The organism is Rhodococcus sp. C1 (assembly GCF_020809065.1).
In the GTDB taxonomy this organism is placed as follows: Bacteria; Actinomycetota; Actinomycetes; order Mycobacteriales; family Mycobacteriaceae; genus Rhodococcus_F; species Rhodococcus_F qingshengii.
Map to the genome: position 1 here is coordinate 62144 of NZ_CP078080.1, position 25052 is coordinate 87195.

General features: G+C 62.8%; 24 protein-coding genes. 14 read left to right on the plus strand and 10 right to left on the minus strand.

From position 1 onward, the window contains the following. The first annotated feature begins 16 nt into the window (after nt 1-16). The 6 genes from KTR60_RS00260 to KTR60_RS00285 all read left to right on the plus strand — a co-directional run bounded on the left by KTR60_RS00260 (nt 17) and on the right by KTR60_RS00285 (nt 7668). Nucleotides 17-1612: a Na+/H+ antiporter gene (locus tag KTR60_RS00260; RefSeq protein ID WP_116057485.1), complete on the plus strand. Its 1596-nt coding sequence runs from the start codon at nt 17-19 to the stop codon at nt 1610-1612. A 182-nt stretch (nt 1613-1794) separates the two neighbouring features. Beyond that, the gene (locus KTR60_RS00265) at nt 1795-3414 is read left to right on the plus strand and encodes an ABC transporter substrate-binding protein (protein ID WP_003943605.1); all 1620 of its coding nucleotides are present in this window, start codon (nt 1795-1797) and stop codon (nt 3412-3414) included. A 127-nt stretch (nt 3415-3541) separates the two neighbouring features. Beyond that, nucleotides 3542-4498, plus strand: a complete 957-nt coding sequence (locus tag KTR60_RS00270) for an ABC transporter permease (protein WP_003943571.1) — start codon at nt 3542-3544, stop codon at nt 4496-4498. Continuing rightward, complete coding sequence (locus KTR60_RS00275) at nt 4491-5585, plus strand: ABC transporter permease (RefSeq protein WP_007735813.1); 1095 nt, start codon at nt 4491-4493, stop codon at nt 5583-5585. The genes KTR60_RS00270 and KTR60_RS00275 overlap by 8 nt, the downstream gene beginning before the upstream one ends. Then, nucleotides 5582-6679, plus strand: a complete 1098-nt coding sequence (locus tag KTR60_RS00280) for an ABC transporter ATP-binding protein (protein ID WP_003943600.1) — start codon at nt 5582-5584, stop codon at nt 6677-6679. The genes KTR60_RS00275 and KTR60_RS00280 overlap by 4 nt, the downstream gene beginning before the upstream one ends. Continuing rightward, a complete protein-coding gene (locus KTR60_RS00285; protein ID WP_228401604.1) occupies nt 6679-7668 on the plus strand; it encodes an ABC transporter ATP-binding protein in 990 nt (329 codons plus the stop codon). Before KTR60_RS00280 ends, KTR60_RS00285 begins: the two co-directional genes overlap by 1 nt. Here the strand turns inward: KTR60_RS00285 and KTR60_RS00290 are convergent, their stop codons facing one another. From KTR60_RS00290 to lysX, 4 genes are all read right to left on the minus strand, one after another. Beyond that, nucleotides 7669-8268: a histidine phosphatase family protein gene (locus KTR60_RS00290; protein WP_003943544.1), complete on the minus strand. Its 600-nt coding sequence runs from the start codon at nt 8266-8268 to the stop codon at nt 7669-7671. A gap of 5 nt (nt 8269-8273) precedes the next feature. Continuing rightward, nucleotides 8274-9683 (minus strand): diguanylate cyclase, encoded by a 1410-nt coding sequence (locus KTR60_RS00295; protein WP_003943555.1) that lies wholly within the window; start codon nt 9681-9683, stop codon nt 8274-8276. A gap of 78 nt (nt 9684-9761) precedes the next feature. Next, nucleotides 9762-10652: an alpha/beta fold hydrolase gene (locus tag KTR60_RS00300; protein ID WP_003943576.1), complete on the minus strand. Its 891-nt coding sequence runs from the start codon at nt 10650-10652 to the stop codon at nt 9762-9764. A gap of 13 nt (nt 10653-10665) precedes the next feature. Beyond that, a complete protein-coding gene (lysX, locus tag KTR60_RS00305) occupies nt 10666-14022 on the minus strand; it encodes a bifunctional lysylphosphatidylglycerol synthetase/lysine--tRNA ligase LysX (protein WP_228401606.1) in 3357 nt (1118 codons plus the stop codon). A gap of 88 nt (nt 14023-14110) precedes the next feature. Between lysX and KTR60_RS00310 the strand changes: the two genes are divergently transcribed. Beyond that, nucleotides 14111-14338: an RNA-binding S4 domain-containing protein gene (locus tag KTR60_RS00310; RefSeq protein ID WP_003943569.1), complete on the plus strand. Its 228-nt coding sequence runs from the start codon at nt 14111-14113 to the stop codon at nt 14336-14338. A gap of 15 nt (nt 14339-14353) precedes the next feature. On the opposite strand, the gene rraA is transcribed toward KTR60_RS00310, so the two are convergent. Together rraA and KTR60_RS00320 are read right to left on the minus strand one after the other, a co-directional pair. After that, the gene (gene rraA / locus KTR60_RS00315) at nt 14354-14830 is read right to left on the minus strand and encodes a ribonuclease E activity regulator RraA (RefSeq protein ID WP_228401608.1); all 477 of its coding nucleotides are present in this window, start codon (nt 14828-14830) and stop codon (nt 14354-14356) included. 30 nt (nt 14831-14860) lie between these two features. Continuing rightward, nucleotides 14861-15484 (minus strand): TetR/AcrR family transcriptional regulator, encoded by a 624-nt coding sequence (locus tag KTR60_RS00320; RefSeq protein WP_228401610.1) that lies wholly within the window; start codon nt 15482-15484, stop codon nt 14861-14863. Nucleotides 15485-15608: 124 nt separating this feature from the next. On the opposite strand from KTR60_RS00320, the gene KTR60_RS00325 reads away from it, so the two are divergent. Genes KTR60_RS00325 through KTR60_RS00335 form a run of 3 tightly spaced genes read left to right on the plus strand, consistent with a single transcriptional unit; the run spans nt 15609 to nt 18973 of the window. Then, entirely contained in the window at nt 15609-16817 is a 1209-nt protein-coding gene (locus KTR60_RS00325; RefSeq protein WP_228401612.1) for a phosphotransferase family protein, read from the plus strand. Continuing rightward, entirely contained in the window at nt 16814-17977 is a 1164-nt protein-coding gene (locus KTR60_RS00330) for a hypothetical protein (RefSeq protein WP_228401613.1), read from the plus strand. Before KTR60_RS00325 ends, KTR60_RS00330 begins: the two co-directional genes overlap by 4 nt. A gap of 51 nt (nt 17978-18028) precedes the next feature. Next, nucleotides 18029-18973, plus strand: coding sequence for a tyrosine-protein phosphatase (locus KTR60_RS00335; protein WP_050794040.1), 945 nt, complete (start codon nt 18029-18031; stop codon nt 18971-18973). A 10-nt stretch (nt 18974-18983) separates the two neighbouring features. Here the strand turns inward: KTR60_RS00335 and KTR60_RS00340 are convergent, their stop codons facing one another. Continuing rightward, the gene (locus KTR60_RS00340) at nt 18984-19559 is read right to left on the minus strand and encodes a hypothetical protein (RefSeq protein ID WP_064113858.1); all 576 of its coding nucleotides are present in this window, start codon (nt 19557-19559) and stop codon (nt 18984-18986) included. 148 nt (nt 19560-19707) lie between these two features. On the opposite strand from KTR60_RS00340, the gene KTR60_RS00345 reads away from it, so the two are divergent. Both KTR60_RS00345 and KTR60_RS00350 read left to right on the plus strand, forming a co-directional pair. Further along, nucleotides 19708-20172 (plus strand): GNAT family N-acetyltransferase, encoded by a 465-nt coding sequence (locus KTR60_RS00345; RefSeq protein ID WP_003943603.1) that lies wholly within the window; start codon nt 19708-19710, stop codon nt 20170-20172. Further along, nucleotides 20169-20777: a hypothetical protein gene (locus KTR60_RS00350; protein ID WP_228401616.1), complete on the plus strand. Its 609-nt coding sequence runs from the start codon at nt 20169-20171 to the stop codon at nt 20775-20777. Before KTR60_RS00345 ends, KTR60_RS00350 begins: the two co-directional genes overlap by 4 nt. A gap of 7 nt (nt 20778-20784) precedes the next feature. Here KTR60_RS00350 and KTR60_RS00355 read toward each other — a convergent pair whose 3' ends face one another. Beyond that, complete coding sequence (locus KTR60_RS00355) at nt 20785-21282, minus strand: hypothetical protein (RefSeq protein WP_064442920.1); 498 nt, start codon at nt 21280-21282, stop codon at nt 20785-20787. Nucleotides 21283-21302: 20 nt separating this feature from the next. Then, on the minus strand, nt 21303-22199 hold the full coding sequence (locus tag KTR60_RS00360) for an oxygenase MpaB family protein (protein WP_003943533.1): 897 nt from the start codon (nt 22197-22199) through the stop codon (nt 21303-21305). 171 nt (nt 22200-22370) lie between these two features. On the opposite strand from KTR60_RS00360, the gene KTR60_RS00365 reads away from it, so the two are divergent. Beyond that, nucleotides 22371-22829, plus strand: a complete 459-nt coding sequence (locus tag KTR60_RS00365; RefSeq protein ID WP_003943607.1) for a hypothetical protein — start codon at nt 22371-22373, stop codon at nt 22827-22829. A 152-nt stretch (nt 22830-22981) separates the two neighbouring features. Then, nucleotides 22982-23365: a helix-turn-helix domain-containing protein gene (locus KTR60_RS00370; protein ID WP_058227381.1), complete on the plus strand. Its 384-nt coding sequence runs from the start codon at nt 22982-22984 to the stop codon at nt 23363-23365. Here the strand turns inward: KTR60_RS00370 and KTR60_RS00375 are convergent. After that, a complete protein-coding gene (locus KTR60_RS00375; RefSeq protein WP_228401618.1) occupies nt 23311-24759 on the minus strand; it encodes a histidine-type phosphatase in 1449 nt (482 codons plus the stop codon). The genes KTR60_RS00370 and KTR60_RS00375 overlap by 55 nt on opposite strands. Nucleotides 24760-25052 lie beyond the last annotated feature (293 nt).

Here is a 25052-nt window from a genome sequence, read left to right on the forward strand (position 1 = left end):
ACTGCATGCTGCCAGGGTGAACGGCATATTACTGGGGGTTGTAGTAGCGGCGTTGCTGGTGGCGGCGGTCGCGCGAAGGTTCGGGCTGTCTTCGCCGCTGATCCTCGTCCTGGTCGGTTTGATCGCCTGTCAGATACCGGGTGTTCCGGAATTGGAACTCGATCCAGACCTCGTCCTGTTCGTCGTGTTGCCTCCACTTCTGTACTCGGCAGCACTGGACAGTTCATACCTGGCTTTGCGCTCGAATCTGCGTCCGATCGGATTTCTCGCGGTGGGGCTTCCCCTGGCGACGACGGCTGCGGTGGGCTTTGTCGCCTACCTGATCGTGCCGGAGTTCTCGATAGCGGCTGCTCTGGTTCTCGGCGCGATCGTGGCGCCGCCGGACGCGGTGTCCGCGAGCGCAATCGGACGCAAGCTCGGCCTGCCGCGCCGGATCATGACCCTGCTGGGCGGGGAGAGCCTGCTCAACGACGCCACCGCTCTGACGGCGTACAAGGTCGCTCTCGCGGCTGCCGTCGGTACGGGTGCGACGCTGATCGGCGGCTTCGAGACCTTCCTCGTCGCGGCGGTCGGTGGAACGGTGATCGGCCTCGCGGTGGGGTTCGTCATCTCGAAGGTTCGCGGCAAGCTCCAGGATCCGGTGATGGAGAGCGGAATCGGATTGGTGGTGCCGTTCTTCACCTACCTGGCTGCGGAAGAGGTCCACGCGTCGGGCGTCATCGCGGTCGTCGTAGCCGGATTGTTCCTCGGCCAGCGCTCCACCCGCGCGAGTTATGCGACGCGTTTGCAGGACACGGCAGTGTGGAGGGCCGTCGACCTGATCCTGGAGTCGTTCGTCTTCCTGTTGATCGGTCTCCAATTGCCCAGTGTCGTCAACGGATTGCAGGGGTACAGCACTTCGATCGTCGTCTGGGCGTCGGTTGCCGTTCTCGTGACCGTCGTGGTGGTCCGAATCGCCTGGGTGTTCCCGTTCACGTACGTACCGCGCTGGCTGTCGCCGCGTATTCGAGCGAGGGAGCCGGAGATTTCGGCGCGGGCGGTGTTCGTCGTGTCGTGGGCCGGTATGCGAGGGGTCGTGTCGCTGGCAGCTGCCTTCGCCATTCCGCTGACGGTCAACAGTGGGGAGGACTTCCCGGGGCGGTCGCTGATCCTGTTCCTGACGTTTGTCGTCGTGGTCGGCACGCTGTTGCTGCACGGCCTGACGTTGCCGTGGGTGATCCGTGTCCTCGGCGTGCAGGGGGACGAAGAGCAGTCCGACGCCCGCGCCGAGGCGGCCGCTCAGGACAAGGCTGCACGGGCCGCTGCGGCGCGGCTGGACGAGTTGGTCGGAGCCGACGCCGACGACGTCCCTCAGGTCCGCAATCGTGCCGCGGACATCTTGCGAAGCTGGAACACCCACCGCGCGAACTCGGCGTGGGAGCGACTGGGACGCAGCGACGAGGATCTGGGGGAGAGCCCGTCGAACGCCTTCCGCTCGCTGCGCCTCGAGATGATCGATGCCGAGCGAGACGTCTTCATCGCCGAACGCGATGCCGGCCGGATCGACGACGAGGTCCTCCGGAAGGTACTTCGCGAGCTCGATCTCGAGGAAGCGACGCTCGACCGGGACTAGACCGGCTGGTCTGCTGTCCACGAAGGTAACCGCTGGCCAGGGTCGGTTTACCTGACTGTTGAGGCCTGCAACTTAACCGATTCCACTGAGCGAGACTCGATCCAATTTTCTGTGCCTCCCATCACAGACTGTTTCGTGTTCAACATCACGTCACGGTCTTACCCCGCCTTGGAGGCATTCGAATGAGTCGTAGTTCCCGCCGCGGAAGTCGCAGATTGGCTGCGGCTGCGCTGGCGATCACCGCAAGTATGTTCCTGGCGTCGTGCGCCGACAACGGCTCGAGCAATGGCGGCGGCGAATCCGCTGATTCCGGTTCCTCACTGAAGATCGGCATGGTCAACGAGCAGGCCGATCCCGGCACTCCCACCAAAGGCGGCACGCTGACGTTCAGCGGCTACTCGGCGGTCACGACTCTCGATCCCGCGAAGGCTCAGGTTGCCGGCGCCACCGGTGGCAGCGAGCTCAGTGCCATCTACGACGTGCTCATGCGTTACGACCCCATCGGGCAGAAGTTCGAGCCCAAGCTCGCTCAGTCGCTCGAAGCGAGTTCGGACAGCAAGACCTGGACGCTGAAGCTCCGCGACGGTGTGAAGTTCAGCGATGGCACAGCTCTCGACTCGAAGGCCGTCGCCGACAGCATCAACCGCTACGTCACCAACAAGGGACCTCAGTCGAGCCTGTGGGCTTCCAAGGTTGCCTCGATCGACACCCCCGACGCGACGACCGTAGTCTTCAACCTCGTTGATCCGTGGACAGGCATCCAGTCGATGCTCGCCACCGGACCCGGCATGATCGTCGCCCCGAGCGCCCAGCAGGGTGACCAGTTCACCCCGATCGGCGCCGGCGCCTTCACCCTCGAGAAGTTCGCTCCCAACGAGGAACTGCTGTTGGCTGCTCGCCCCGACTACTACGACGGCGCACCGAACATCGACAAGCTCAAGCTGATCAGCATCGTCGGCGCTCAGCCCACCGCCGAAGCACTCAAGACGGGCGGCATCGACGCCGCGTACATGCGTACGCTCACCCCGATCCTGGATCTGATCGAGTCGGGTTACCCCGGCTTCGTCGACATCCCGTCGCTCGGTTACATCGCCAACGTGAACATGGCCCCGGGCCGCCCGGGCTCGGATGTCCGTGTCCGCCAGGCGATGGCGCTGGCCGTCGATCCGGAGACGCTCAACACCCGCGTCAACAACGGCAAGGGACTGCCCGGCCAGGAAATCTTCCAGGACACCTCGCGCTGGCATAACGACGTCGCACCGATCGGCGTCGATCCCGCCAAGGCGAAGGAACTGCTCGATCAGGCCAAGGCCGACGGCTACGACGGAAAGATCACCTTCCTCTCCATTCAGGAACCGTCCGCACAGGCAACGGCTCTGGCCATCCAGGCGATGCTCAACGCAGTCGGCTTCGACGCTCAGATCGAATACGTCACCGGTGCAGGTGATCTGGTCAAGCGGATGTACGCCGATCACGACTACGACATGAGCACCGCAGCACTGAGCCTCGCCGAGGCCGATCCCTACGAGCGTCTGTACACGGGCATCAAGTCCGGTGGCCGTAACAACGCGACCGGCTACTCCGACGCCGAAATGGATGCTCTCCTGGACAAGTTGGGCGTCGCAACCACCGACGAGGACAAGAAGGCAGTCCTGGCACAGATCCAGGAACGCGCCAACGAGACCGTCCCGTGGCAGGTGTGGGGCAACGTCGCCGCACTCGACGTGTGGAACCAGAACGTTCACGGACTCGAGCAGAGCCTCGACGGAATCGTGCTCTTCGACGGAGCTTGGAAGTCCTAGAGAGCCTGAAGTTCACAGCCGGCCCCGCGCCCGTATTGCAGCGGATCGGGGCCGGCTGCGAACGAAGAAATGAAATCAGAGGAACTGCTGTGTATTGCGAGCTCGCTGTCCGAAGGAGACGAAATCGATGAACATCGGCGCAATAGGTAAGAAATTGGGCCAGCTCGTCATTGTGATCCTGATCGTCAGCTTCGGAACCTTCGTGCTGGCATCACTGATCCCCGGCGATCCCGCTGTCTCCGTTCTCGGTGAAGGCCGAACGCCTGCCGAGTACGAGGAAGTTCGGCAGCAGCTCGGACTCAACGATCCACTCCTGGTTCGCTATTGGGACTGGCTGACCAGCGCTCTCCAGGGCGACCTCGGCAACTCGCTCGTTCCCCCGCAGCAGGACGTCCTCACCGCGATCAGTTCCGCTCTCCCCGTCAGCGTTCAGTTGGCAGTGATGGGTCTGGTCATCGCACTCGTCGTCGCAGTTCCGCTCGCACTCTGGTCGGCGCACCACGAAGGCGGCGTCATCGACCGCGTCATCAGCGCCGCGACGTTCGGTGTTCTTTCCGTCCCGAGCTTCCTCGCCGGTCTGTTGCTGATCATGGTCACCGTCAACTGGCTCGGCTGGTTCCCGCGATCACAGTGGGTGCGCATCGGCGACAGCCTCTCCGGAAACCTCTCACACGCAATACTTCCCGCGATCACCATCAGCCTCCTCGAGATGGCGATGTTCACTCGCGTTCTCCGATCCGACCTGGTGACGACGCTCCGTGAGGATTACATCCTCGCGTCGAAGGCCAAGGGAATGCCCACGCTGCGAGTGCTTTTCAGTGACGCGCTCCGCCCGTCGTCGTTCTCGCTCATCACGATGATGGGTCTGGCTCTCGGCGGCATGATCGGCAGCACCGTGATCGTCGAGACGCTGTTCTCGCTGCCCGGAATGGGCACGCTCATCGTCCGCGCAGCGCAGCAGGGTGATTCGCCGATGCTGCTCGGCGCGGTGGTCGTGATCGCGGTCATCTACGTCCTCGTCAACAGTGCGATCGATGTTCTGTACACCTATCTTGACCCGAGGAGTCGTCGTGTCCATGTCTGAAGTGACGCCAGACGGAGCGGCCCCGTCGCCGGCCCCGTCCGAGGTGATGACATACCGGCAGCAGACAGTCCTGCTGGCTCCCGGTCCCGTCGAGACGCTGGAACAGCCCAAGAATCTGGTCCTGATCGGATCGATTCTCACAGTGGTCGGCGTTGCGCTGCTCGGCACCGCACTCTTCGGTTCAGCGATCATGATGACCGTCCGCATCGTGCTCGCGCTCGTTGCCCTGGTTTTCCTCTTCAAGGGGCTCGGCAAACTCGGTACGTCCAAGTGGGGCAGTCAGTTCGATCTCTCGTACTGGTTGGCGTGCATCTGGCTGGTCGCGCTGATCCTGGCCGCGATCTTCGCGCCGCTGCTGCCGCTCGGTGAGTACAAGGACACGGTCAAGACCTTGGCCGAGCCGGGCTTCGCATCGCCGAGCCTGCTCTCCGATCATCCGTTGGGTACCAACAACTTCGGTCTCGACCTGCTTGCCCGCGCCCTGTTCGGTGCTCGCGCCTCCTTGACTGTCGCCATCTGCGCCGTGCTGATCGGCATGATCATCGGCGGCACCATCGGCGTCATGGCCGGCTATTTCCGTGGCAAGGTCGACGCCGTGGTCGGAATCCTGACCAACTCGCTGCTGGCCATTCCTTCTCTGGTGCTGCTCATCGCACTGGCCGCGGTGCTCACGTCGAACCTGCGCAACATCACCCTCGCACTGTCGATTCTCTGCATTCCCAGCATGGTTCGAATCGCCAGGGCAAACACCATCGTCGTAGCCCAACGCGAGTTCGTGCTTGCCGCGAGAGCCATGGGCGCCACCAAATGGCGCGTCATCTGGCGCGAGCTGGTTCCCAACGTCCTCGTTCCCGTCGCCGCGCTCGGCCTGGTGGCCGTCTCCGGCCTGATCGTCGCGGAAGCATCACTGAGCTTCCTCGGACTCGGTATCGCACAACCTGATCCGACCTGGGGCAACATGATTGCGGAAGGTCAGGGCGGGATCGTGGAGAAGCATCCGTTCATCGTCCTGGTACCAGGCGTCTTCCTCTTCCTGACGGTGTTCTCCTTCAACCTCATCGGCGAGAAGTATCGGAGTAAGCTGTGACCACTTCAGCTCAGAACGGCGTTCCGCTGCTGCAGGCGGACAACATCAGAACCGTATTCGCCACTCCCCGTGGCCAGTTGCGAGCAGTCGACGGTGTCTCGATCCACGTCTCCGCCGGCGAGACTCTCGGCATCGTGGGTGAATCCGGTTCCGGCAAGTCGGTTCTCGGGCGCACCATCATGGGGCTGCTCCAGAAGGGTCCGGCTCTCGACATCAGCGGGACGGTGACGTTTGCCGGCCGCGACATGTCGACGATGAAGAAGTCGGAGATGAAGCACTTCTGGGGACCCGAGATCGCCATGGTCTTCCAGGATCCGATGACCTCGCTCAATCCGTTCAAGCGCATCGGTACCCACATCACCGAATCCTTGAAGTTCCACCTGGGTCTGAAGAAGGACGCGGCCCGCGATCGCGCAGCGGAACTCCTGTCGATGGTGGGTATCCCCGAGCCCAAGCGTCGGCTCGACCAGTACCCCCACGAACTTTCGGGCGGTATGCGACAGCGCGTGGTCATCGCGATGGCCCTGGCCTGCGAGCCGAAACTGCTGATCGCGGACGAGCCGACCACCGCTCTCGACGTGACGGTGCAGAAGCAGATTCTCGATCTGCTCGCCTCACTCAACGACAAGCTCAACATGGCCGTCATCCTGATCAGCCACGACCTCGGTGTGGTCTCGGGCCGATCCGATCGTGTCGCCGTCATGTACGCCGGTTCCGTCGTGGAAACGTCGGCAACCGAAGAGTTGTTCACTCGTCCTCGCCACCCGTACACCGAAGCGCTGATGGCCGCGATTCCGCGACTCGAGTCACCGACGCACACAGTGCTGCAGACAATTCCGGGTGGACTCCCGGACATGACGAAGCCGATCACCGGTTGCCGCTTCGCGGCTCGCTGCCGTTACGCCCAGGACGACTGCCTGACCGGCGACCCGGCCCTGGCTCCCGGCGGACCGGGGGACAACACAACCGAAAGCCACACGTTCGCGTGCCACTACCCGGTCGACACCCCTGAAGGCACAACGGCATTGGTCGCCAACGAGAAGGCCGGCACTACCGCAGCGGGCCTGACGCTCGCGGTGAAGGAGATGGTCTGATGACTGCAGCAACCGATACCAGGCAGTCCGAGACGGTGGACGCGGCCTTGACGGTCGAGGACTTGGTTGTCGAATTCAACGTCGGCAAGGGGCAGACGGTTCACGCCGTGTCCGGAATCAGCTTCACCGTCGCGCCGGGCGAAACCTTGGGCGTGGTCGGTGAATCCGGCTGTGGCAAGTCCACGGCGGGCCGGGCGATCATGCAGTTGCCCTCACCGACGTCGGGCTCGATCCGCCTCGGAGAGACGGAAATGACGGCACTGGGCGCGGAAGAATTGCGTCGCAGCCGTACTCAGCTGCAGATGATCTTTCAGGATCCCATCTCCTCCCTGAATCCCCGTCGCAAGGTCAAGGCTCTCATCACCGAGGGTCCGTCGATCTGGGGTGGAAAAGACAAGGCCGCCATCGACGCTCGGGCACGCGAGGTTCTTGCCGAGGTCGGGCTGGACCCGGACATGGTGTGGGATCGAACCCCACGCGAACTCTCGGGTGGTCAGTGCCAGCGCGTGTGCATCGCCCGCGCATTGATGCTCGACCCCAAGGTCCTGATCTGTGACGAGCCGGTCTCGAGCCTCGACGTCTCCGTGCAGGCGCAGATTCTGAACCTGCTCGAGGACGCGAAGAAGCGTCACGGGCTGTCGCTGCTGTTCATTGCGCACAACATGGCCGTCGTGAAGAACATCAGTGACCGCGTGATGATCATGTACTTGGGCCGCGTCTGCGAAATCGTTCCCGCAGAAGAAATGCAGAACCGCGCGCTGCACCCGTACACGCAGCTACTGCTGGCGTCGATTCCCGATCCCGACGCCACCGTCACTGCGGCGCAGAACGTCGAGCAGAAGGTCATCGAACTGCCCTCGCCGCTCAATCCGCCCAGTGGCTGCCGCTTCCGCACGCGGTGCCCGCTGGCTACTGATCTCTGCGCCGAGGTAGTTCCCGAGCTGCGTCTCGTCGAGGGCGGCCATCAGGTGGCGTGCCACAACGTGTGACTACACGCGAAGCATGTTGCGTACGTGACCGGTTTCGTTGATCGACCCGACCCTGCGGCTTCCGTTTCGCGACACGAGAATGCGCGTGACGGACACGTACTCGATCGGGAAGGTCAACGGGCGCTCCAGTCCGAGCAGTTCCTGCAGAACGATGTTGACGACGCCGCCGTGGCAGAAGATCGCCACGGTGGCGTCGTTGTCCGTTGCCGCGACTATCTCGTCGATCGCACCGAGGACTCGCGCACGAAAGGCGTCGCCGTCCACCGACTCGGGGAGCCAGCCGGCTTTGATTCGCGCATAGGTTTCCGGCGCCCGCTCCAGGACCTCGTGCATCGGGATGTAGTGCGGCTGCTCGTAGTCGTATTCCGCCAGACCCTCGCGCTGGGTGACCGGAAGGCCCAATATCTGCGCTACCGGGGCTGCGGTCTCGAGTGCGCGCTTCTGCGGGCTGCTGAAGAGTCCGGTGATCCGGTACGGCGCCAGTGCTGCGGGCAGCCGTAGTGCCTGGGCACGACCTTCGTCGGTCAGCGAGGGATCTGCGCGGCCTTCGGTGACCTCGGCCAGTTCGGGGAGCGCGTGTCGGATCAGGAGTAGTTGCACCTACGTCACCTTGCCATGTAGAGATCGAACGCCACCACGAGGTTTCGGCCGTCGCGTTTTGCCTGGTACATCGCGTTGTCGGCGATATCGAGCAGAGTCTCCATGCCCGGCATCGCGCGATCGGCCCAGGCGACGCCGATACTGACCGTTCCCGCGAAACCGCGAATGGATCGCGCGTGGGCCTCTTGCGCCTCTCTGATGCGCTCCGCGAGCTGGATGGCTTCCTCGAAGGTGCAGTCGGCGGCGGCGACGGCAAATTCCTCACCACCCAGTCGGCCGGAGAGTCCCAGCCCTTCGGTAGCGGCGAGGAGGGTGTTTCCGAACTGTTCGAGGACCGAATCGCCGGTGAGGTGGCCGAGGTTGTCGTTGATCGATTTGAAGTGGTCGAGATCGAGCATCATGACGGCGATCGGTCGTTGTGCCGCGTGCTGGGCGTCGAGGAGTTCCTGCGATTGGGTCCAGAACGCGTGGCGACTCAGCGTTCCGGTGAGGGCGTCGCATTCGGCGATGCGTTGGAGTTCTCGCTCAGCGCGCCGCTGTGCGCCAGTGGCGACGGCTACGGCGATGGGGGAGAGTGCCATCAAGATGACGGAGATCCGGGTGGTCACCCCCTCACTGAGTAGGTGCACCGGATCTGCCAGTGCCAGACGTCCCTTACCCGCCATGACCAGTGCCCACGCGCTCCATCCGGCTGCCAGGAGCGAAGTGCTGAACAGTGAGACACGCATTGCGCACCACAGGAGCGCCGGCATCGGCAGCAGCAGCGCAAGGGCTCCCTGGACCTCCAGGGCGAGTGGCAGACAGGCCAGGAGAGCGGCCAGAGGTGCCAGGATCTGTGCGAGCCGCCTCAAGCGCAGACTCTGCCGCACGGACGGCCCGCAGGTTCTTCGAATGTGTTCGAGCGTCGGTGCCGACAGAACGATCGGCAGCACGATCAGATACGTACACAGGTCGGCGAAGAACCACCCCACCAATTCCGTTGCCGCACCGCTTCCTTCGTGGAGTTGAGTGCGTAGTGCGCTGGCGGACCCGGCCGTGAACGACGCCAGAACCGAGATGAGGAAGATTCTGGCCGTGTACTTCGTCTCGGAGATTCGCCGTGGAAAGCAGCCGAGCAAGTTCGCGGCGATCAATCCTGTCGTGACGCCGACCAGATTGATCGCATTCAGTTCGAAGGCCCTCTGCACGGGGCTTCCGGTCGCAAGATCCGCCGTCAGCAGCGCTGCGCCGCCGACAGCGAGTCCGATCGGCGCAAACGAGCGTGGGTTACGGAGGAGAATGCCCAGAAGGATCGCGTTGGCGGGCCAGAAGGTCGACAGAAAACCGGGCGGACGGGCGGCGATGCCCGCCAGGGCGACAACGAGGATCGCCACGAAAATCAGGCACGAGCGCACCCGACGTGTCGAACGGTCCATGGTCAGCCTGTCGTAGAAAGCAGAAGCTGTCCGAGACTAGCAATGATCCGGCTACTGTCCGAGTTGTAACTTTAAGTGTCATCCCCGACGGTTCGGCTGCGTGAGGCGCCGAATCAAGTTCGCCAACTCCTCGGGCTGATCGATCATCGCGTGGTGATGCGCCGGGCGCAGGACGTGAAAACTCCCGCCGAGGTAGGTGGCGAGTTTCTGCTGCTTTGCCATCCAGGCGATGGACCAGGGAGTGGTGTGGCCAGTGTGTGCAGCAACGACGCTGAGGTCGATGTCGGGCAGTGGATGCTTGCTCGAGCGTCGTAAAGCGGTGAGCTCCAGCGCCATATCGGTGTACGCGACGTATTCGATCATCGCCGCTTCCAGATAATGAGGCTCGCGGTAGATCTTCCGCACCCATTCGAGAGTGGCTTCGGACGACCCGCTCGGCGGCACGGACTGGTTGAGGATTTTGCGCGTCGTCGTACCGAGGAGTCGTTGGAGCCCGGTGGTGCTGAACGAAGCCGCGGCGGCTCGGGAGGCGATCAGCAGCAGGTCGCGGGGGAAAAGACGTTTCGGCTCCTTCTCGGCACTGGAATCGAGGAGGAGCATCCCCGCCGCCCGATCGGGGAACAGGCGCGCGAAGCCTTCGACGTAGAAGCCGGCGATGGAGTGGCCGACCACCACGGCCGGACCACTCAGTCCCAGAATGTCGAGCACGTCGCGGATCCGCTCAGCTTCGCCGCGGACGGTCGGAACTTCGGAAGTAGGCTCGCTGAGCCCGAAGCCCGGGCGATCGAAGCGGACGACGGTGTGGTCCGACTGAAGATGACGCGCGCAGTCATCCCAGTCGAACCAATTGCCCGCCAGCCCACCGCACAGGACGACGACGGGGCCGTCGCCCTCGGCAAGAACATGCAGTCGGCTCTCGCCGACCTGCAAGATCTCGCCCGGTGGTTTCACGTGGAACAATTCCGGCACGCGAGAATCCGGACTACTGACGCGGTTTCGCGAGGGGGAAGGCCAGCGTCTCGCGGATGCTGCCACCCGTGATCAGCATGACGATTCGGTCGACGCCCATCCCGAGACCACCCGTCGGCGGCATCGCGTGTTCGAGGGCTTGGAGGAAGTCTTCGTCCAATTCCATCGCTTCCGGGTCGCCGCCTGCCGCGAGCATCGACTGCTCGGTGAGCCGGTTGCGCTGATCCACAGGGTCGGTCAGCTCGCTGTATGCGGTTCCGAGTTCGACGCCCCACGCCACCAGGTCCCACTTCTCGGCGACGCCGGGGATGCTGCGGTGCGGCCGGGTGAGCGGCGACATCGAGGTGGGGAAGTTGGTGTAGAACGTCGGGAACTCCGTGTAGTCCTCGACCAGGTGCTCGTACATTTCCTGCGCGATGGCGCCGGTATCCCAGCTGGACTGGTACGGGATCTCATTGGCGTCGCACAACTTCTGCAGGTCTTCGAGACTTGTCTCGGGGGAGACGTCGACACCAAGTTTTTCGGCGACGGCGCCGTGCATCGTCTTCACCGGCCACTCACCGGAGATGTCGACCTCGACCAGTTCGCCGTCCGGGCCGGGACGCATGATGATCTCGCGACCGAATGCTGCGACGGCCGCCGCCTGGATCAGCTCGCGGCACATCCGCATCATGCCCTCGTAGTCGCTGTGGGCTTCGTATGCCTCGAGGATCGTGAACTCGGGATTGTGTTTGAAGTCGACGCCCTCGTTGCGGAACACGCGGCCGATCTCGAACACCTTCTCCATACCGGCGACGCACAACCGCTTCAGGTACAGCTCGGGTGCGATGCGGAGATAGAGGTCGAGGTTGTACGCGTTGATGTGTGTCAGGAACGGAGCGGCATTCGCGCCGCCATGCACCTGCTGCAGAATCGGGGTCTCGACTTCGAGGTATCCGCGACCACCGAGTGAATCGCGCAGCGACTTCACGACGGCGCTTCGGGCCTCGAGCAGTTCGCGGGCCTTCTGGTTGAGGGCGATGTCGAGGTACCGCTGGCGGACGCGGGTCTCGGGATCCGAGAGGCCTTTCCACTTGTCCGGCAGCGGGTGCAGGCACTTGCCGTTCATGCGCCACTCGACGGCAATGAGCGACAGCTCGCCCTTGCGGCTGCGCCCGATGGTTCCGCTGACTTCGATCAGGTCACCGAGATCGAACTCGGCAGCGAACTCCGCCAGCTTCTCGCGGCCGACGTTGTCCTGGTCGACCAGGACCTGAATGTCGCCGGACCAGTCGCGCACGTCCGTGAACACCACTCCGCCGTAGTCGCGGACCCGCAGGAGGCGTCCCGCGATTCGCACGCGGGTGCCCTCCGGTGACTTCGCTGCGGCCGCGATCGTGTGCGTCGGTGGATAGGCGACGGGGTAGGCGGCGATCCCTTCGTCGGCCAGTTGCGCGAGCTTGTTCATGCGCACGCGGACCTGCTCGGGTCGACGCGGACCGTTGGTCGTGAACGTCGGCGCCGAGTCCGGCGGGCTGCCGTCGGCGTGCAGTCCTTCGGAAGTCACCAGAGCTGCGGGCACTGCCGCATGCGTACCGGTGTGCTTGACGACCTGGCTGGACTTGCGCCCGAAACTGGGCAGCACCACAAAGCCTTCGGCGATGGCCGACGCGAATCCGACGCGCGGCAGTTCGCGGTTGTCCTCGAAGCAGAGGAAGCGCGGTGCCCAATCCGGCTGGTATTTCACGTTCGAGCGGTACAGCGCTTCGAGCTGCCACCAGCGGGAGAAGAAGACGAGCACCGAGCGCCAGATGCGGAGGATCGGGCCGGCGCCGATGCGCGAACCTTCCTCGAACACCGAGCGGAACACGGCGAAGTTGAGCGAGACTCGCACGACGCCGATCTCGTCCGAACGTGTGGCCAACTCCGAGACCATCAATTCGACGACACCGTTGGGCGCCGTCGGCTTACGGCGCATCAGGTCGAGCGAAACACCGTTCGGTCCCCACGGCACGAGCGAGAGCATGCCGACGACGCTTTCGTCCTCGGTGCCTTCACCCATGACGGCTTCGACGAGGAGGCAATCGCCGTCGAGGTGATCGCCCAGTCGGCCGAGCGCCATGGAGAAGCCGCGCTCGGTGTCGGTGTCGCGCCAGTCGTCGGCGCGGATGATGACGGCTGCCATGTCCTCGGGCGGGATGTCGCGATGGCGTCGCATCCGCACGGTGACGCCGTGACGCCTCACGCGAGTGACGGCCTGGCGCACCGGGCGCATGTCGCGTCCGTTGAGATTGAACTCGCGGGTGCGCAGGATCGCTTCGTCGCCGAGCTGCAGGACGCTCAGGCCCGCCTTCTTGTATGCCGTCGCCCCGGTTTCGCTGGCGCCCATGACGGCCGTCGCCCAGCCGTACTGCGACGCGAGCCCCTGCCACGCTTCGATGGCGTGCGGCCACGCTTCGGGATCACCGATGGGATCACCACTGGCGAGGCAGACGCCGATCTCGACGCGGTACGTGATCGCGGCCTTGCCGCTCGGCGCGAAGATGACCGCCTTGTCGCGGCGGGTGGCGAAGTAAGCGAGAGAGTCGTCGGCACCGAAGTTCTGGATCAACCCGCGGATCGCGGACTCGTCATTTCCGGTGAGGGCGTTGTTGGAGCGTTGCGCGCGGAAGAGCGTCATGACGGCGGCGAGGAGCGCGATGGCGCCGAGCAGACCGAGGACCGTGTTGACGAAGACGCGCGGGTGGCCGTCGAACACCTCGTTGTCGACCGAAGCCGCCGCGGTGACGCGGTTCAGGGCCCACAGGAATCGCTGGTTCTGCGGTAGGTCACCTGGGAAGAGTTCGACAAGGCCCCAACCGATCACGGTCGCGACAGCCATGCCGCCGATCAGCACGCCGAGTGCTTTCCAGCCGGCGCCGCGCCGTACGCGTGTGTAGAACTCGGGCCTCGCCGCGATGAGGATTCCGATCACGACAAGCAGAACGACAACCGCCACGGCGTTGTTCGGGTTCTTGTCGACGATCGCGGAGGCGATGTTGGTGAGGGTGATCAGTGACAGGTAGATCGTCAACAGCCACCAGGCGATGCGCTTGCGGCTCGCGAGGGCGGCGGCGAGCAGGGCGACGACGAGCGCCCACGACAGGCTCGTATCCGGTGCGTCGAAGTAGTAGCTGTCGATGTATTCGCGTGGGACGCGGAGGATGTGCCGCAGTACCGGCGAGATGCTCCACAGGAACACCAGTACGGAGAAGACTCCGAGGATCAGTCCCGAGATATGGGGAACCTGGCTGAACCGCCCTTTGCGGAATCGACGCGCCTGGCGCGGATTTTCGGGTGGCGATTCCACCAACTCTGCAGTGGTGTCCGATACCTCGGTCAATGGTGCCATCGAGCTTCCTCTCCTACCGGTCGATCAGATCCTCACGCTAAGTGTGGTCTGTCGTGTCCAGTTTTGTGGGAGGAGGAAGATGATTGACATGACCGACAACATTCCAGCAGTACCCATCCGCGACGAAATGATTCGGCTCGGTCAGTTTCTCAAGCTCGCGAACCTCATCGAATCGGGCGCGGAGGCCAAGGAAGTGATCGCCGACGGCATGGTTTCGGTCAACGGTGAGGTCGAAGATCGTCGGGGCCGCCAGCTTCGTGACGGCGATGTCGTCGAGATCGGCGGGATGGCCGCCAAAGTGGAAGCCCCCGCCTGATCCCGCGACTTCTGACTAGCTCTCGCGAACGACGACGCCGTCCGGGTCGCTGTAAACGATCTCGCCGGGGTTGAAGGTGACTCCGCCGATTTCGATCGGCACGTTCTTCTCGCCCGAACCGGTTTGCGTGCTCTTGCGCGGGTTGGTGCCCAAAGCCTTGACGCCGATGTCGAGGGTGCGCAGGATCGCGGAGTCGCGGACAGCTCCGTTGACGATGACGCCGGCCCAGCCGTTGTCGACGCCGCGGCCGGCAATGATGTCGCCGACCAGGGCGGTGTGGATGCTCGCGTCACCGTCGACGACGAGGACTCCGCCGTTGCCCGGTTCGCTGAGGGTCTGCTTCACGAGCAGGTTGTCCTGGAAGCACTTGATGGTGGTGATGGGGCCGGCAAAGACTTCACGTCCACCGAACTGGGTGAACTGCGTGTCGCAGCTACGGATGTCGGGTCCGATCTCGTCGGCAAGGTCAGCGGTCGCTACAGGCTCGGTCATGCCCCACAGGATAGTCGGCGGGGCTCGGGCCTAGTTGTCGTCGGGGAGTATGCCGTTCAGCACTATGTCGGCAAGAGAATCGGCAAACGGTCCCGGGTCCGAGACGTCACGAACCGACAGCGCGAAGATGGCTGCACCCGCCATGATGTCGAGAAGAGCGTCGGCGTCGACGCCGCTTCGGATGTCGCCGCGCTCTCTCGCCGCCTCGAGTCGACGGTTCAGCTCGACGCGGACTCCGGCCAGTTGCCGCACCACGAGAACGTCGCGTAATTCCGCGTTTGTTCGCACTTCGCCCATCAATCCGGGAGCAGCGGCTCGCGTGGCGGGAGCTGCGAACAGAGCAACCGCGCCGTGCACCAGCGCGCGAATCTGATCCGTGATCGTGCCCTCGGTGCCGAGTTCGGTGTCGATGTCCGCGCCCTGTTCGACGTCGAGTACGGGATAGATCGCGTCGTTGACGATGTGTGCCTTCGACGGCCACCGACGGTAGATGGCTGGACGTCCTACTCCCGCACGCGTGGCTATGGCGTCGATGGACGTGCCCGCGTACCCCTTTTCTTCCAACAGTTGCCTGGTCGCGTCCAGTACTGCGTCGTCGATTGCAGGGTTTCGCTGCGGGCCCAGGCGGTGCTGAGTTTCGGAATCTTTGGACATTTTGGGCAAATCCCTTGCGGTATCGCTGTGATGGCCGTTACATTCTGTCACGGCTTTAGTCGATACATATTGTATCGACAATCGGCACGTGCGCATCGGCGCCACCGAACCACGAGGAGTGGTGATGAACCTTCGAACCGAAACAGAAACCTCCGGCGAAGATCCCGACTACGCCGAATTTGCCAGGCCCGGCGAATCCCGCAACGACCCGGCGGAGATGCGGCGCAGCCTCGAAGGCTGGCTCGCGACCGTGCTGTGGCGAGGCTCGAAACCTTCCGTGACCTCGGTCGAGGTGCCGGCCGCGAACGGCATGTCCAACGAAACTGTGCTTTTCGATGCGACGTGGATCGAGGACGGGATTCGAGCCGAGCATCGCTTGGTCGCCCGTATCGCCCCGCGGGACAGTGCGGTACCGATCTTTCCGTCTTACAACCTGGACCAGCAGTTTCGGGTCATGAGCGCCGTCGCCGCTCACACGTCGGTGCCAATCCCGCGGGTGTACTGGTCCGAGAGCAACCCGGACGCGCTCGGCGGCGAGTTCTTCGTGATGGAACGGCGTGAGGGCGAAATCCCGCCCGATGTCATGCCGTACACGTTCGGATCCTGGCTCTCGGAAGCTTCGGCCGACGACTGTTCTCGACTCCAGCAGTCATCGGTCCGGGTGCTCGCCGAGCTACACGCTATGGCCGATCCGCACCTCGCACTCCCCGAGTTGTGCCGCGATGGTGCCGAACCGACTGGGGCAGAAGCACTTCGCGCGCACCTCGAGGACCAGCGGCGCTATTACGAGTGGGCAACAGCCGACGGACCAGGATCTCCTTTGATCGAGCGCGGTTTCGACTGGATCGAAGCGAACCTTCCCGTCGATGCCGGTTCCGCAGTGCTCTGCTGGGGTGACTCGCGGATCGGAAATGTCATCTACCGCGACTTCGAGCCGGCGGCGGTCCTCGATTGGGAGATGGCCACACTGGGGCCGCGTGAGCTGGACCTCGGCTGGATGATCTTCCAGCACAGGTTCTTCGAGGATCTCGCTGCCATGGCCGGACTCCCCGGAATGCCGGACTTCCTTCGTCGCGAGGACGTGGCAGATGCCTACGGCTCGCTTTCCGGCCACCAGGTTGCGGATCTAGATTTCTACATCCTTCACGCCGCGTTGCGGCATGCGGTGATCATGTTCCGAGTCCAAAGTCGCGCAGTGGCTTTCGGTCAGGCCGAATTCCCCGACAACCCGGACGAGATGATCCTGCACCACAAGACACTCGAAGCCATGCTCGACGGCACCTACTGGGAGTCGCTCGCAACATCCCCGCTCACAACAGGAGATGCACGATGACACTGTCCCCGCTCGACGACTACCCGGTACATCAGATCGCCGAGACCATCCGCCACGTGGGCACCTCGGATCGAAACTTCTACGACCGCTACTACTTCAACTGCCATGCCGGCGTCGACGGCGACACCGAGCCGCTGTTTCTCATCATCGGTCTCGGTCAGTACCCCAATCTTGGTGTATGCGACGGCTTTGCGGTTCTTCGGCGCGGCGAAGACCATATTGTCTTCCGGGCATCCCGAGCCTTGGGTGACGATCGTATGGACCTGTCAGTAGGCCCGCTGCGAATCGAAATCATCGAGGGCCTGCACCGCCTACGTGTGGTGTTGGACCCGAGTCCCGAAGCGCCGGACCTGAGCTTCGACCTCACCTTCGAGTCCGACGGCCCCGCCAATCTCGAGGCCAGACATTTCCATCGCCAGCTCGAACGAGTCACCTTCGACACGCAACGATTCGTGCAGACCGGAACATGGTCCGGATCCTTGACCGTCGACGGCGACGTCATCCCGGTCACCCCGGAGACGTGGCGGGGTAATCGCGATCGGTCCTGGGGTGTGCGACCGGTCGGCGAAGCGGAACCGCCTGGACGCAAGGCAGATCCGGCGATAGCCGGCAGTCAGAACTTCTTCTGGATTTACTCGATCATGCAATTCGGCGACTTCACCATCGTCACGATCGTCCAAGAAGATCAGCATGGACGCCGAATCCTCGAAGATGCGACTCGCGTCTGGGCGGACCGCTCGCGCGAGCCGGAGTGGTTGGGTCGACCGGACCACCAGCTCACGTTCATTTCCGGTACTCGCGAGGTGAAGAGCGGAACTCTGTACTTCCGGCGTCCCGGTGCACCAGGCGAATCCGACCACATCCTGGAGATAACCTGCGAACCGATTCTGCCCAACTACATCGGTGTCGGTACGGGCTACGGACTCGAGCAGGATTGGCGCCACGGGATGTGGCAGGGAGAACTGGTGGTTCAGGGCCTGCGAGAGAAGGTTTCGGACATCGAACCGTGGAAGAAGATGCTGTGCCCGGTCGACAACTTGGCTCGGTTCACCCTCGTCGAGGACGGCGTAACCCGCACCGGGACAGGCCTGTTCGAGGTAGCAGTCATCGGACCTCACCAGCGATACGGATTTACCGGCATCGGTGACGTCGCTCCGTAACTCCAGATCACCACACCACAAATCCCAAACTACAGAGAAAGACACTGCCACATGTCCACACGCACACGAATGTTGTTCGCTCGCACTGCAAAGGCCGCCGCATTAGTTGTTACAGGTGGTCTGATGTTTGCTGCTCCCGCCACGGCAATCCCGCTCGACCTGGGCTCTCTCAACACAGGCTCGCTTGGAGCGGTCGATCTCGGCTCGCTCGATCCTGTCCTCGCGCCGACACCGAATTTGGCCTCCGTGGCCAACTTTCGCGACGTTGCCGGCAACGACGGTAGGGGATACGCCACCGTCGACGGCTCACACCTCAAGCGCGGCGTCATCTACCGGTCCAATGCGCTGACCGCTACCACCGACGCAGACAAGACGACACTCACCGGCCTCGGGCTTGCCGACGCCTATGACCTGCGCGGCGCAACCGAGATCTCCAACCCGTTCATCGGTGGCGCGGACAAACTCCCGGACGGTGTGACGTACACGAACATCCCCATCGAGTTCAAGGATCTCACCCAGCTCGCGACGACGATCAAGTCGCCGGAGGAGGCCAAGCAGTTCTTGGTCGACACCAACCGCAGTTTTGTCACCGATCCCGTTCGCCGTGCCGGCTTCAAGCAGGTCCTCTCGGACATCGCTGCGAGTGACGGGGTGCAGTTGTTCCATTGCACCTCAGGCAAGGACCGCACGGGTTGGACCGCGATGTTGCTGCAGTCCATCGCCGGTGTCCCCGCCCAGACGATCATGGACGACTATCTGTTGAGCAACACCTACCTTCAGGCGACCAACGAGAAGATCCTTGCGCAGATCTCTCAGGCCCTGAGCCCGCAGGTGGCGACCAATCTCGAGCCGGCCCTCGGTGTCGACGCTTCGTACCTGGAAGCTGGACTCGCGCAGGTAGCCAGCGATTACGGAACCGTCGACGGTTATCTCACCGAAGGTCTCGGACTCACTGCGGACACGATCGCGCTTCTGAAGGCCAAGCTGGTCGGCTAGTTTCTCGCTGCTAAAACGCTTGAACGAACGAGTACCAGTCGCCGTCGAACTCCTGGTATCCGATCTCGCCGTCGCGGCGGGGCTTGCCGAGATATGGTGCGCCGTCAGGTAAGTACGCCAATCCGATCGAATCGATTAGACCACCCTCGATGTGGAAGCGGCACCCGTTGCCGACGGGCCAGACCTGCAGGACCCGGTAGACGCCAATTGTTCGGTTTTCCAACGACTTCTGGCAATCCGCGGCCACTGCTTCGAGCGAATCTTTCGACAATGCAAACGCAACATGCGAAGGGACGGACAAGGTCACGAGCGCACCGGTGACGAGCACGATCACCGGCGCGATCGTGCTCAAACGCAGAGTTTTGTACTTCATCCAGCCAATCAGGCTGAGTATCAACCACACTCCGCCCAAACCGAGCAGTACTGAGGCTGCGAGCGCAAAGAACGGAAAGTACACAACCGGCGGCATGAAGGACCACACGATGACGCCGCATGTGAGAGTGACAAGCACTGCGGTGACAATCGCTGTCACCTTCCACCAGGATGCCGGACCTCCACGCTCAGTTGTCGGATCACCGTCAGTCATCGGACAACCCTTGCACACCGCAGTAACTGCGGAGCGGCAACGAACGGAATCGTCCACTGATATAAGTCGGGGTCGTCGTGCGTAGATCCGCGAATTGAACATTTTCGGCGCCAGCCAGTCCTCTAATGTCTGAGGGTATGGTCGGATTGTGAACCAGGATCTGATCATTCGCCGCTACCAGCCCTCGGATGAGGACGTGGTCGTCGACCTGTGGTCGCGCGCTGCCCGTGAAGCCCATCCGTTCCTTGCGGGTGAGGGGACGGGCGAACGCGAGCAGAAGATGCGAGAGGTCTATCTGATTCAGGCCGACAATTGGGTCGCTGAGCACAACTCCGCTGTCGTTGGACTGTTGGGAATGATCGGCTCCGAAATCGGGGGACTGTTCGTCGCGCCGGCGTCACAAGGGTTGGGCGTCGGGCGGGCGTTGGTCGAACACGCCACAACCATGCACGGCGAGGTGACACTGGAGGTCTACACGCTCAACGATCGCGCCCGCAGGTTCTATGCGCTGATGGAGTTCGAAGAAGAGGGGCGTCGACACGACGCCGAGACGAACCATGAATTGATCACCCTGCGTCGCGCGGGTCGAGGCTCTTCCCTTTCCCAGGCATGAGAATTACGGATCAGCCCAGCACGGGCCTGACATTGTGCACAGATCTGGCGGCTACCGATTGGCTGGTCGATCAGGATCTTCCTTGGTATCAGTTGGCGGGGCGCGGCCCGATCGGATTTCCGAAGTATGCGCGCTTACGGTTCATCCCCGATCCGAGCTTTCCCGGTCAGAAATCCAATGATGTCGACTTCGATCAAACCGGGCCGGAAGAGAAAGTGCTGATCGGCTTCGCCCTGGATGTGTTGTCCAGTTACACAACCACACCCGACGAGTGCTATTTCTGCATGTGGACCGGGTGGGGGTCGGCAGTCGGTGATGACGTTCCGCGGTTCGAGATCCCCAATCGTGACTACTGGCTCTTTCGTGGAACGCTTGCCGACTACGCCGATTGGAGCGTGGAAAACTCAGCTCGTTGGCCGTGGGGTTCTTCCCCTGATCCGGCCTTCATCTGGCCGGCTGATCATTCCTGGTGCATAACCAATAATGTCGATCCACATTTCGCGACCATTGCGGCCCCCGAGGAGGCCATCATTCGAATTGTGGCTGATTCGCGGATCGACGCCGTGCTCGACGACCCGGATATCGATCCGCCGTATTGGCACTGACGCCCGATCACTTCCAAGTCTCGAGTTCGACTACCAGCGTGTTCCAGCGGACGCCGAAATCGGTAGGTACCCAACTCGTCTCGCAGTACACCGTCGGCCCGTCGAAGACGACGTTGAAGAGACCGGGATGAATTGTCGTCAAGAGTGTTTCGTGTTGAACGAGGTGGCCGGGCCGCTCTTTCACCCGCACGCGCCCGGTGGGCTGAGTGCGGTATCGAGTCCAGAGGTAGCGATCCCACACCAGGCAGCCTCTCAACCGCGTCTTGCCGACGGCTCCGACATCGTCGCCGATCAGTGTCGTAAATCCGTTTCTGAGATGGGCTATGTGCTCAGTGCGGCCGTCGATTGTCACGGTCGCGATGCGTGCATCGATTTCGCAGCACACCTCGGCGGGAAGGTCCAACATTTCGGGACTGGCCCAATAGGTCGTCGGTTCGCAAGTATCGCCAGGCATGGGGGTGTCGCGCCACGGTTCGAGATCCTCGAGCATCCAGAGTTGCGCCACCGTGCAAGTATCCCAGGTGCCTACGCTTGGGCCTGCTGGTCTGCCTGCAGGTGCTTGACCGGGCATCCCGTGGGGAAGGTGCCGAGGTCTTCGACCTTGTAACCGTTCGGGTAGCTGCGGATGTTGGGCAGCTCGCGGGCGAATTTCCGCTTCGTACGCACGGGGAAGAACCGCAGCAGGCGCGCGCGGACCTTCAGCGCACCGCGTGAGACGACGCGCATCGCAGTGCTCGGGTGCCTGTAGTGGAAGGCGTCGAGTAGGTGATCGTCCATGAGAGCGAAGGCGAATCCCTTGACCAGAGCCTTCGGTGCCAGGTTGTTGGGCGGGAAGGTGCACATCAGGTCGAGGGTGGAATCAGCGACGGCTCGGGCGCCGGGATCGAATGAAAAGTGTTCGCGCTCATAGTCGTCGAGAAGTTTGACGAAGCCCTCGTAGGTGTCCGGCGTGTCTTTGATGTTCATGTACCGACCCAGGTGGCGGTAATAATTCGTCGACCCGACGATCTCGTTGTCGGTCATCTTCCGCCAGCCGTACTCGTCGAGCCATCTGACCGGCGTGACGACGAAGGTGGCCAGGACATAGAGCATGTCGTCGTTGGAGATGTCGTACGAGCCGTGCATCTGATTCATTCGACGCACGCTCTTGCGGCCTTCGGTGCTGCTGAGGCCGTGCTCGAGGATGGCGTCGAGGATCAGGCTGGTGTCGTCGTAGCGCTTCTGAACCTTGTCGGTGAACTCGCCCGTGGAGAAGAGGAGCTTGCCGATCGAGGGGACAGCGTATGTACGAAACAGTGCGAAGCTGAGCGCCTGATTGATGTCCCAGGGAAACTCTTGCGCCGCGAGAATGCGCGACATCTCTTCGTAATCGGTTTCGGGATCGAGTTGATCCGTGCGACTGCGGAGGTCGTAGCGCTTCATCTGAACACTCCCTGGGACTGGTCTGCGCGCGGCAGAGATAGGTGTGAGCTGCACCACCGACTGTAGTTCTGACAACACGCGTTGTCTAGGGGGTGTGAATAGTCGTCTTTCCTTCGTTTCGGGCGTTGTACCAGGGGTATCCGGAAAGTGTTGTCGACCCGAGGAGCAGCTATGAGCGTCACACGCACGGCCGGGGTTTTTGCGGCCATCGGACTACCGATTGCCGCGAGCGTCATGTTCGCCGGAGTCGCCTCGGCTGATCCGCCCCACCCTTTCGGCGGCGCCGCCGTCACTATCGGGTGTCCGAATCAGGGGTCGCTGGCCTCGTTGACCGGACTCACCGGCCAGTCCGGGCCAGAATCCAATCCGCCCATCGCCAAGGGTGACATTCGCTTCGATTCGTTCCCGGCCGCTGCACCCATCCCGGCGGCGGGTCAGGTGACCGTTGCGTGGGTCAACACCGACACGGGCAAGTCCGGAATCGTCGACCTGGTCGGTACTTATCCGTACCTGTCCGCGACGGTGAACACCGGCGTCGGCAATGTCGTTGCGACGGCGTTCGGTTCGATCAACTGGGGCAGTAGTCCCATCTGCCAGTCGAATCCGACGATCGGCAGGTTCATAGCCTGATCTTGAGCCTCGTCGTCGCGGCCTGGACGGGCACAGGGTTGGCGGTATCGCGTGATTATCTGTCATCTCGGAGATACCGCCGGGTCCGCCCCATCCCATATTCTGAAACATGTTAGGTGAAAGCATATTTCAGGGATGGAAAAGGTGGCGACGTGAACGGGTCGAGCGCGCGTCAGTTGATGAGCCAGATGCTCGTCGAAAAACGAAACAGTCTTGCGCCCGAAAAGGTCGGCATGCGCTGCGAGGGTGCTCGCCGAATGCACGGCCTCAGTCGGCGCGATGTCGCGCAGATTGCCGACATCAGCTTCAATCACTATCAGCGGCTGGAACAGGGTACGTCCGTTGGTGTTTCGGCTCCGGTTATCGTGAGGATCTGCGACGCCTTGTTGATGGAAGACGACGAGAAGGCGCGCATGCTGGCATTGCACCAGGTATGGGCGCGCCCTCGTCGACCGCTGGCTGGATCCCGAGTTGCCGGATCTCAGGCTGCCGGTGAAATCTCCGGCAGGCAGCGGGCCAGTTCGTCCGGCGTGTAGAAGAAACTCCCGGCGCTCACCGGAGCGCACGGGGCAGCAAATGCTGTCTCGCGCTCGTTGTAGAGCATTCGGACCAGACGCTTACCCTCCGGTCCGGCGTAGACGTCCCACTGCACGTTCGCAGCCATCGGGCTGACCTGTGATCCGCGCCAGGGGTTGTTCGCATAGGTGTAGAGGTCGCCCTCCGCCTGCGAGACGGTGCTTCCCGGCAGTTTCAAGAGTGCTGCGAAGGGGATGATCGTTTCTGCGTGTGCAAACCGGAAATCCGCTCCCGGGACGGCGTCGTCGCCGGTATGTTTCTGCAGGCCGCGCAGGAACTCGTCGCGCAGGACAGTTGCCATCCGGTAGGTGACGTCTTCACCGGTGAAGCCCGGGCCCTTGGCGTAGAAGTCCTCGGCATCGTTCGTGTATGCGAGCCACTGCGCGTCAGCAGGTTCGATGAACCGCTCGAAATTCCACTTGCCTTCTTCGGCCATGCCCGGAGTGATGATGTACGTGTTGTACAGCATGTACGCGGCGTCGACTTCGTTGTCGATCGTGCTGGAACCCTTGCCACGGTCGACGAGTGAGAACTCGCCCGCACTCAGCCGGTTCACGAAGTCCTCCGAGTAGAGCCTGAGCATCATGTGCCGCGAGACCTCGCGGGTGCGGGGAAGATCGGCGATCTGGTCGTCGACGGCTTTCAGTCGAGGATCGGACTCTTCGTAGTCCTTGTAGTCGGCGTTTGCATCCGAGTCGTGGAAGTAGAGAAGGTCGGCATCCGTGGTCACCGGTGCAACATCGCCGGCGACGGCTGGAAACGCACCGGTCAGCCCTTGCGCGAAGTTCTCGGCGCTGTCCACGGCACGGTCCACACCCGACGAGGTCAAGGTGATGGTGCCCTGTTGCGCTGCGATGGCGTCGAACAGTTGGGGGAGGCGTTCAGTGACCCGCGCGCCGAGCTGTCTGTGTTCGGTGATCCCGCGTCCGCTGAGGTTGCCGTACCCCAGCTTCTTGTTGGCGGCCATGAGATGACGGAGGGCCGGGCCGAATTCCTTGCCGACGGGAGTCAATGCGTTCTCGGCTTCGGCGATTTCCCACAGCTGCAGGCTCAGGTCGTCGTACTTCAGGCTCGACAGTGCTCTGGAACCATGGCGCGCAACACTTTCCGTGTACACGGGGGAGTATCCCGTCGGCGGCGCCTGATAGTCGGCGATGCGCTGGCCGGGAGTGTAGGGCGTCTTGGACGTGAAGCCGCCGTCGCTGACGGTTGGTATCTCTGTCGAACCGGAGCTCGAACCGGCGTCGAGCGAACCGAACGGTGACGCCGTGGCGATGGACTGGACGCTGCTGGTGACAAGCACTAGTCCGACAGCGCCGGCAGCGGCCAGCACGCCGAAGCGTGAGCTTCGCATGGTGAGTTGATCCTCTCCGTCGGTGCCGAGGTGACACGACGGAAGGAAAGTTAGAACAGCTAAGCGTCCGAATTGCACCTATTTGCCCATGTGCAGATGGACGCGGGGTTACAAGTTTCGGATTCGCAGAGCTCAGGAGGGTTTGGCGGCAATCCCGATCGACACGGAGAGCGACAAAGCGATGAGGGTCATGGCCAGCCACTGGTAGCTCTTGGGCGTGGGCTGCTTCTTACGTCCGAACTTGCTCACTGATGTCTCCCGTTTGTCCGTGGGTACTCAGCACATATTACTGT

Excerpts from the sequence above, each read along its gene's own strand:
- KTR60_RS00265 (WP_003943605.1), top strand. The coding sequence starts at position 1,795 with ATGAGTCGTAGTTCCCGCCGCGGAAGTCGCAGATTGGCTGCGGCTGCG.
- KTR60_RS00270 (WP_003943571.1), top strand. The coding sequence starts at position 3,542 with ATGAACATCGGCGCAATAGGTAAGAAATTGGGCCAGCTCGTCATTGTG.
- KTR60_RS00275 (WP_007735813.1), top strand. The coding sequence starts at position 4,491 with ATGTCTGAAGTGACGCCAGACGGAGCGGCCCCGTCGCCGGCCCCGTCC.
- KTR60_RS00285 (WP_228401604.1), top strand. The coding sequence starts at position 6,679 with ATGACTGCAGCAACCGATACCAGGCAGTCCGAGACGGTGGACGCGGCC.
- KTR60_RS00295 (WP_003943555.1), bottom strand. The coding sequence starts at position 9,683 with ATGGACCGTTCGACACGTCGGGTGCGCTCGTGCCTGATTTTCGTGGCG.
- lysX (WP_228401606.1), bottom strand. The coding sequence starts at position 14,022 with ATGGCACCATTGACCGAGGTATCGGACACCACTGCAGAGTTGGTGGAA.
- KTR60_RS00310 (WP_003943569.1), top strand. The coding sequence starts at position 14,111 with ATGACCGACAACATTCCAGCAGTACCCATCCGCGACGAAATGATTCGG.
- rraA (WP_228401608.1), bottom strand. The coding sequence starts at position 14,830 with ATGACCGAGCCTGTAGCGACCGCTGACCTTGCCGACGAGATCGGACCC.
- KTR60_RS00320 (WP_228401610.1), bottom strand. The coding sequence starts at position 15,484 with ATGTCCAAAGATTCCGAAACTCAGCACCGCCTGGGCCCGCAGCGAAAC.
- KTR60_RS00325 (WP_228401612.1), top strand. The coding sequence starts at position 15,609 with ATGAACCTTCGAACCGAAACAGAAACCTCCGGCGAAGATCCCGACTAC.
- KTR60_RS00330 (WP_228401613.1), top strand. The coding sequence starts at position 16,814 with ATGACACTGTCCCCGCTCGACGACTACCCGGTACATCAGATCGCCGAG.
- KTR60_RS00335 (WP_050794040.1), top strand. The coding sequence starts at position 18,029 with ATGTCCACACGCACACGAATGTTGTTCGCTCGCACTGCAAAGGCCGCC.
- KTR60_RS00340 (WP_064113858.1), bottom strand. The coding sequence starts at position 19,559 with ATGACTGACGGTGATCCGACAACTGAGCGTGGAGGTCCGGCATCCTGG.
- KTR60_RS00350 (WP_228401616.1), top strand. The coding sequence starts at position 20,169 with ATGAGAATTACGGATCAGCCCAGCACGGGCCTGACATTGTGCACAGAT.
- KTR60_RS00360 (WP_003943533.1), bottom strand. The coding sequence starts at position 22,199 with ATGAAGCGCTACGACCTCCGCAGTCGCACGGATCAACTCGATCCCGAA.
- KTR60_RS00365 (WP_003943607.1), top strand. The coding sequence starts at position 22,371 with ATGAGCGTCACACGCACGGCCGGGGTTTTTGCGGCCATCGGACTACCG.
- KTR60_RS00375 (WP_228401618.1), bottom strand. The coding sequence starts at position 24,759 with ATGCGAAGCTCACGCTTCGGCGTGCTGGCCGCTGCCGGCGCTGTCGGA.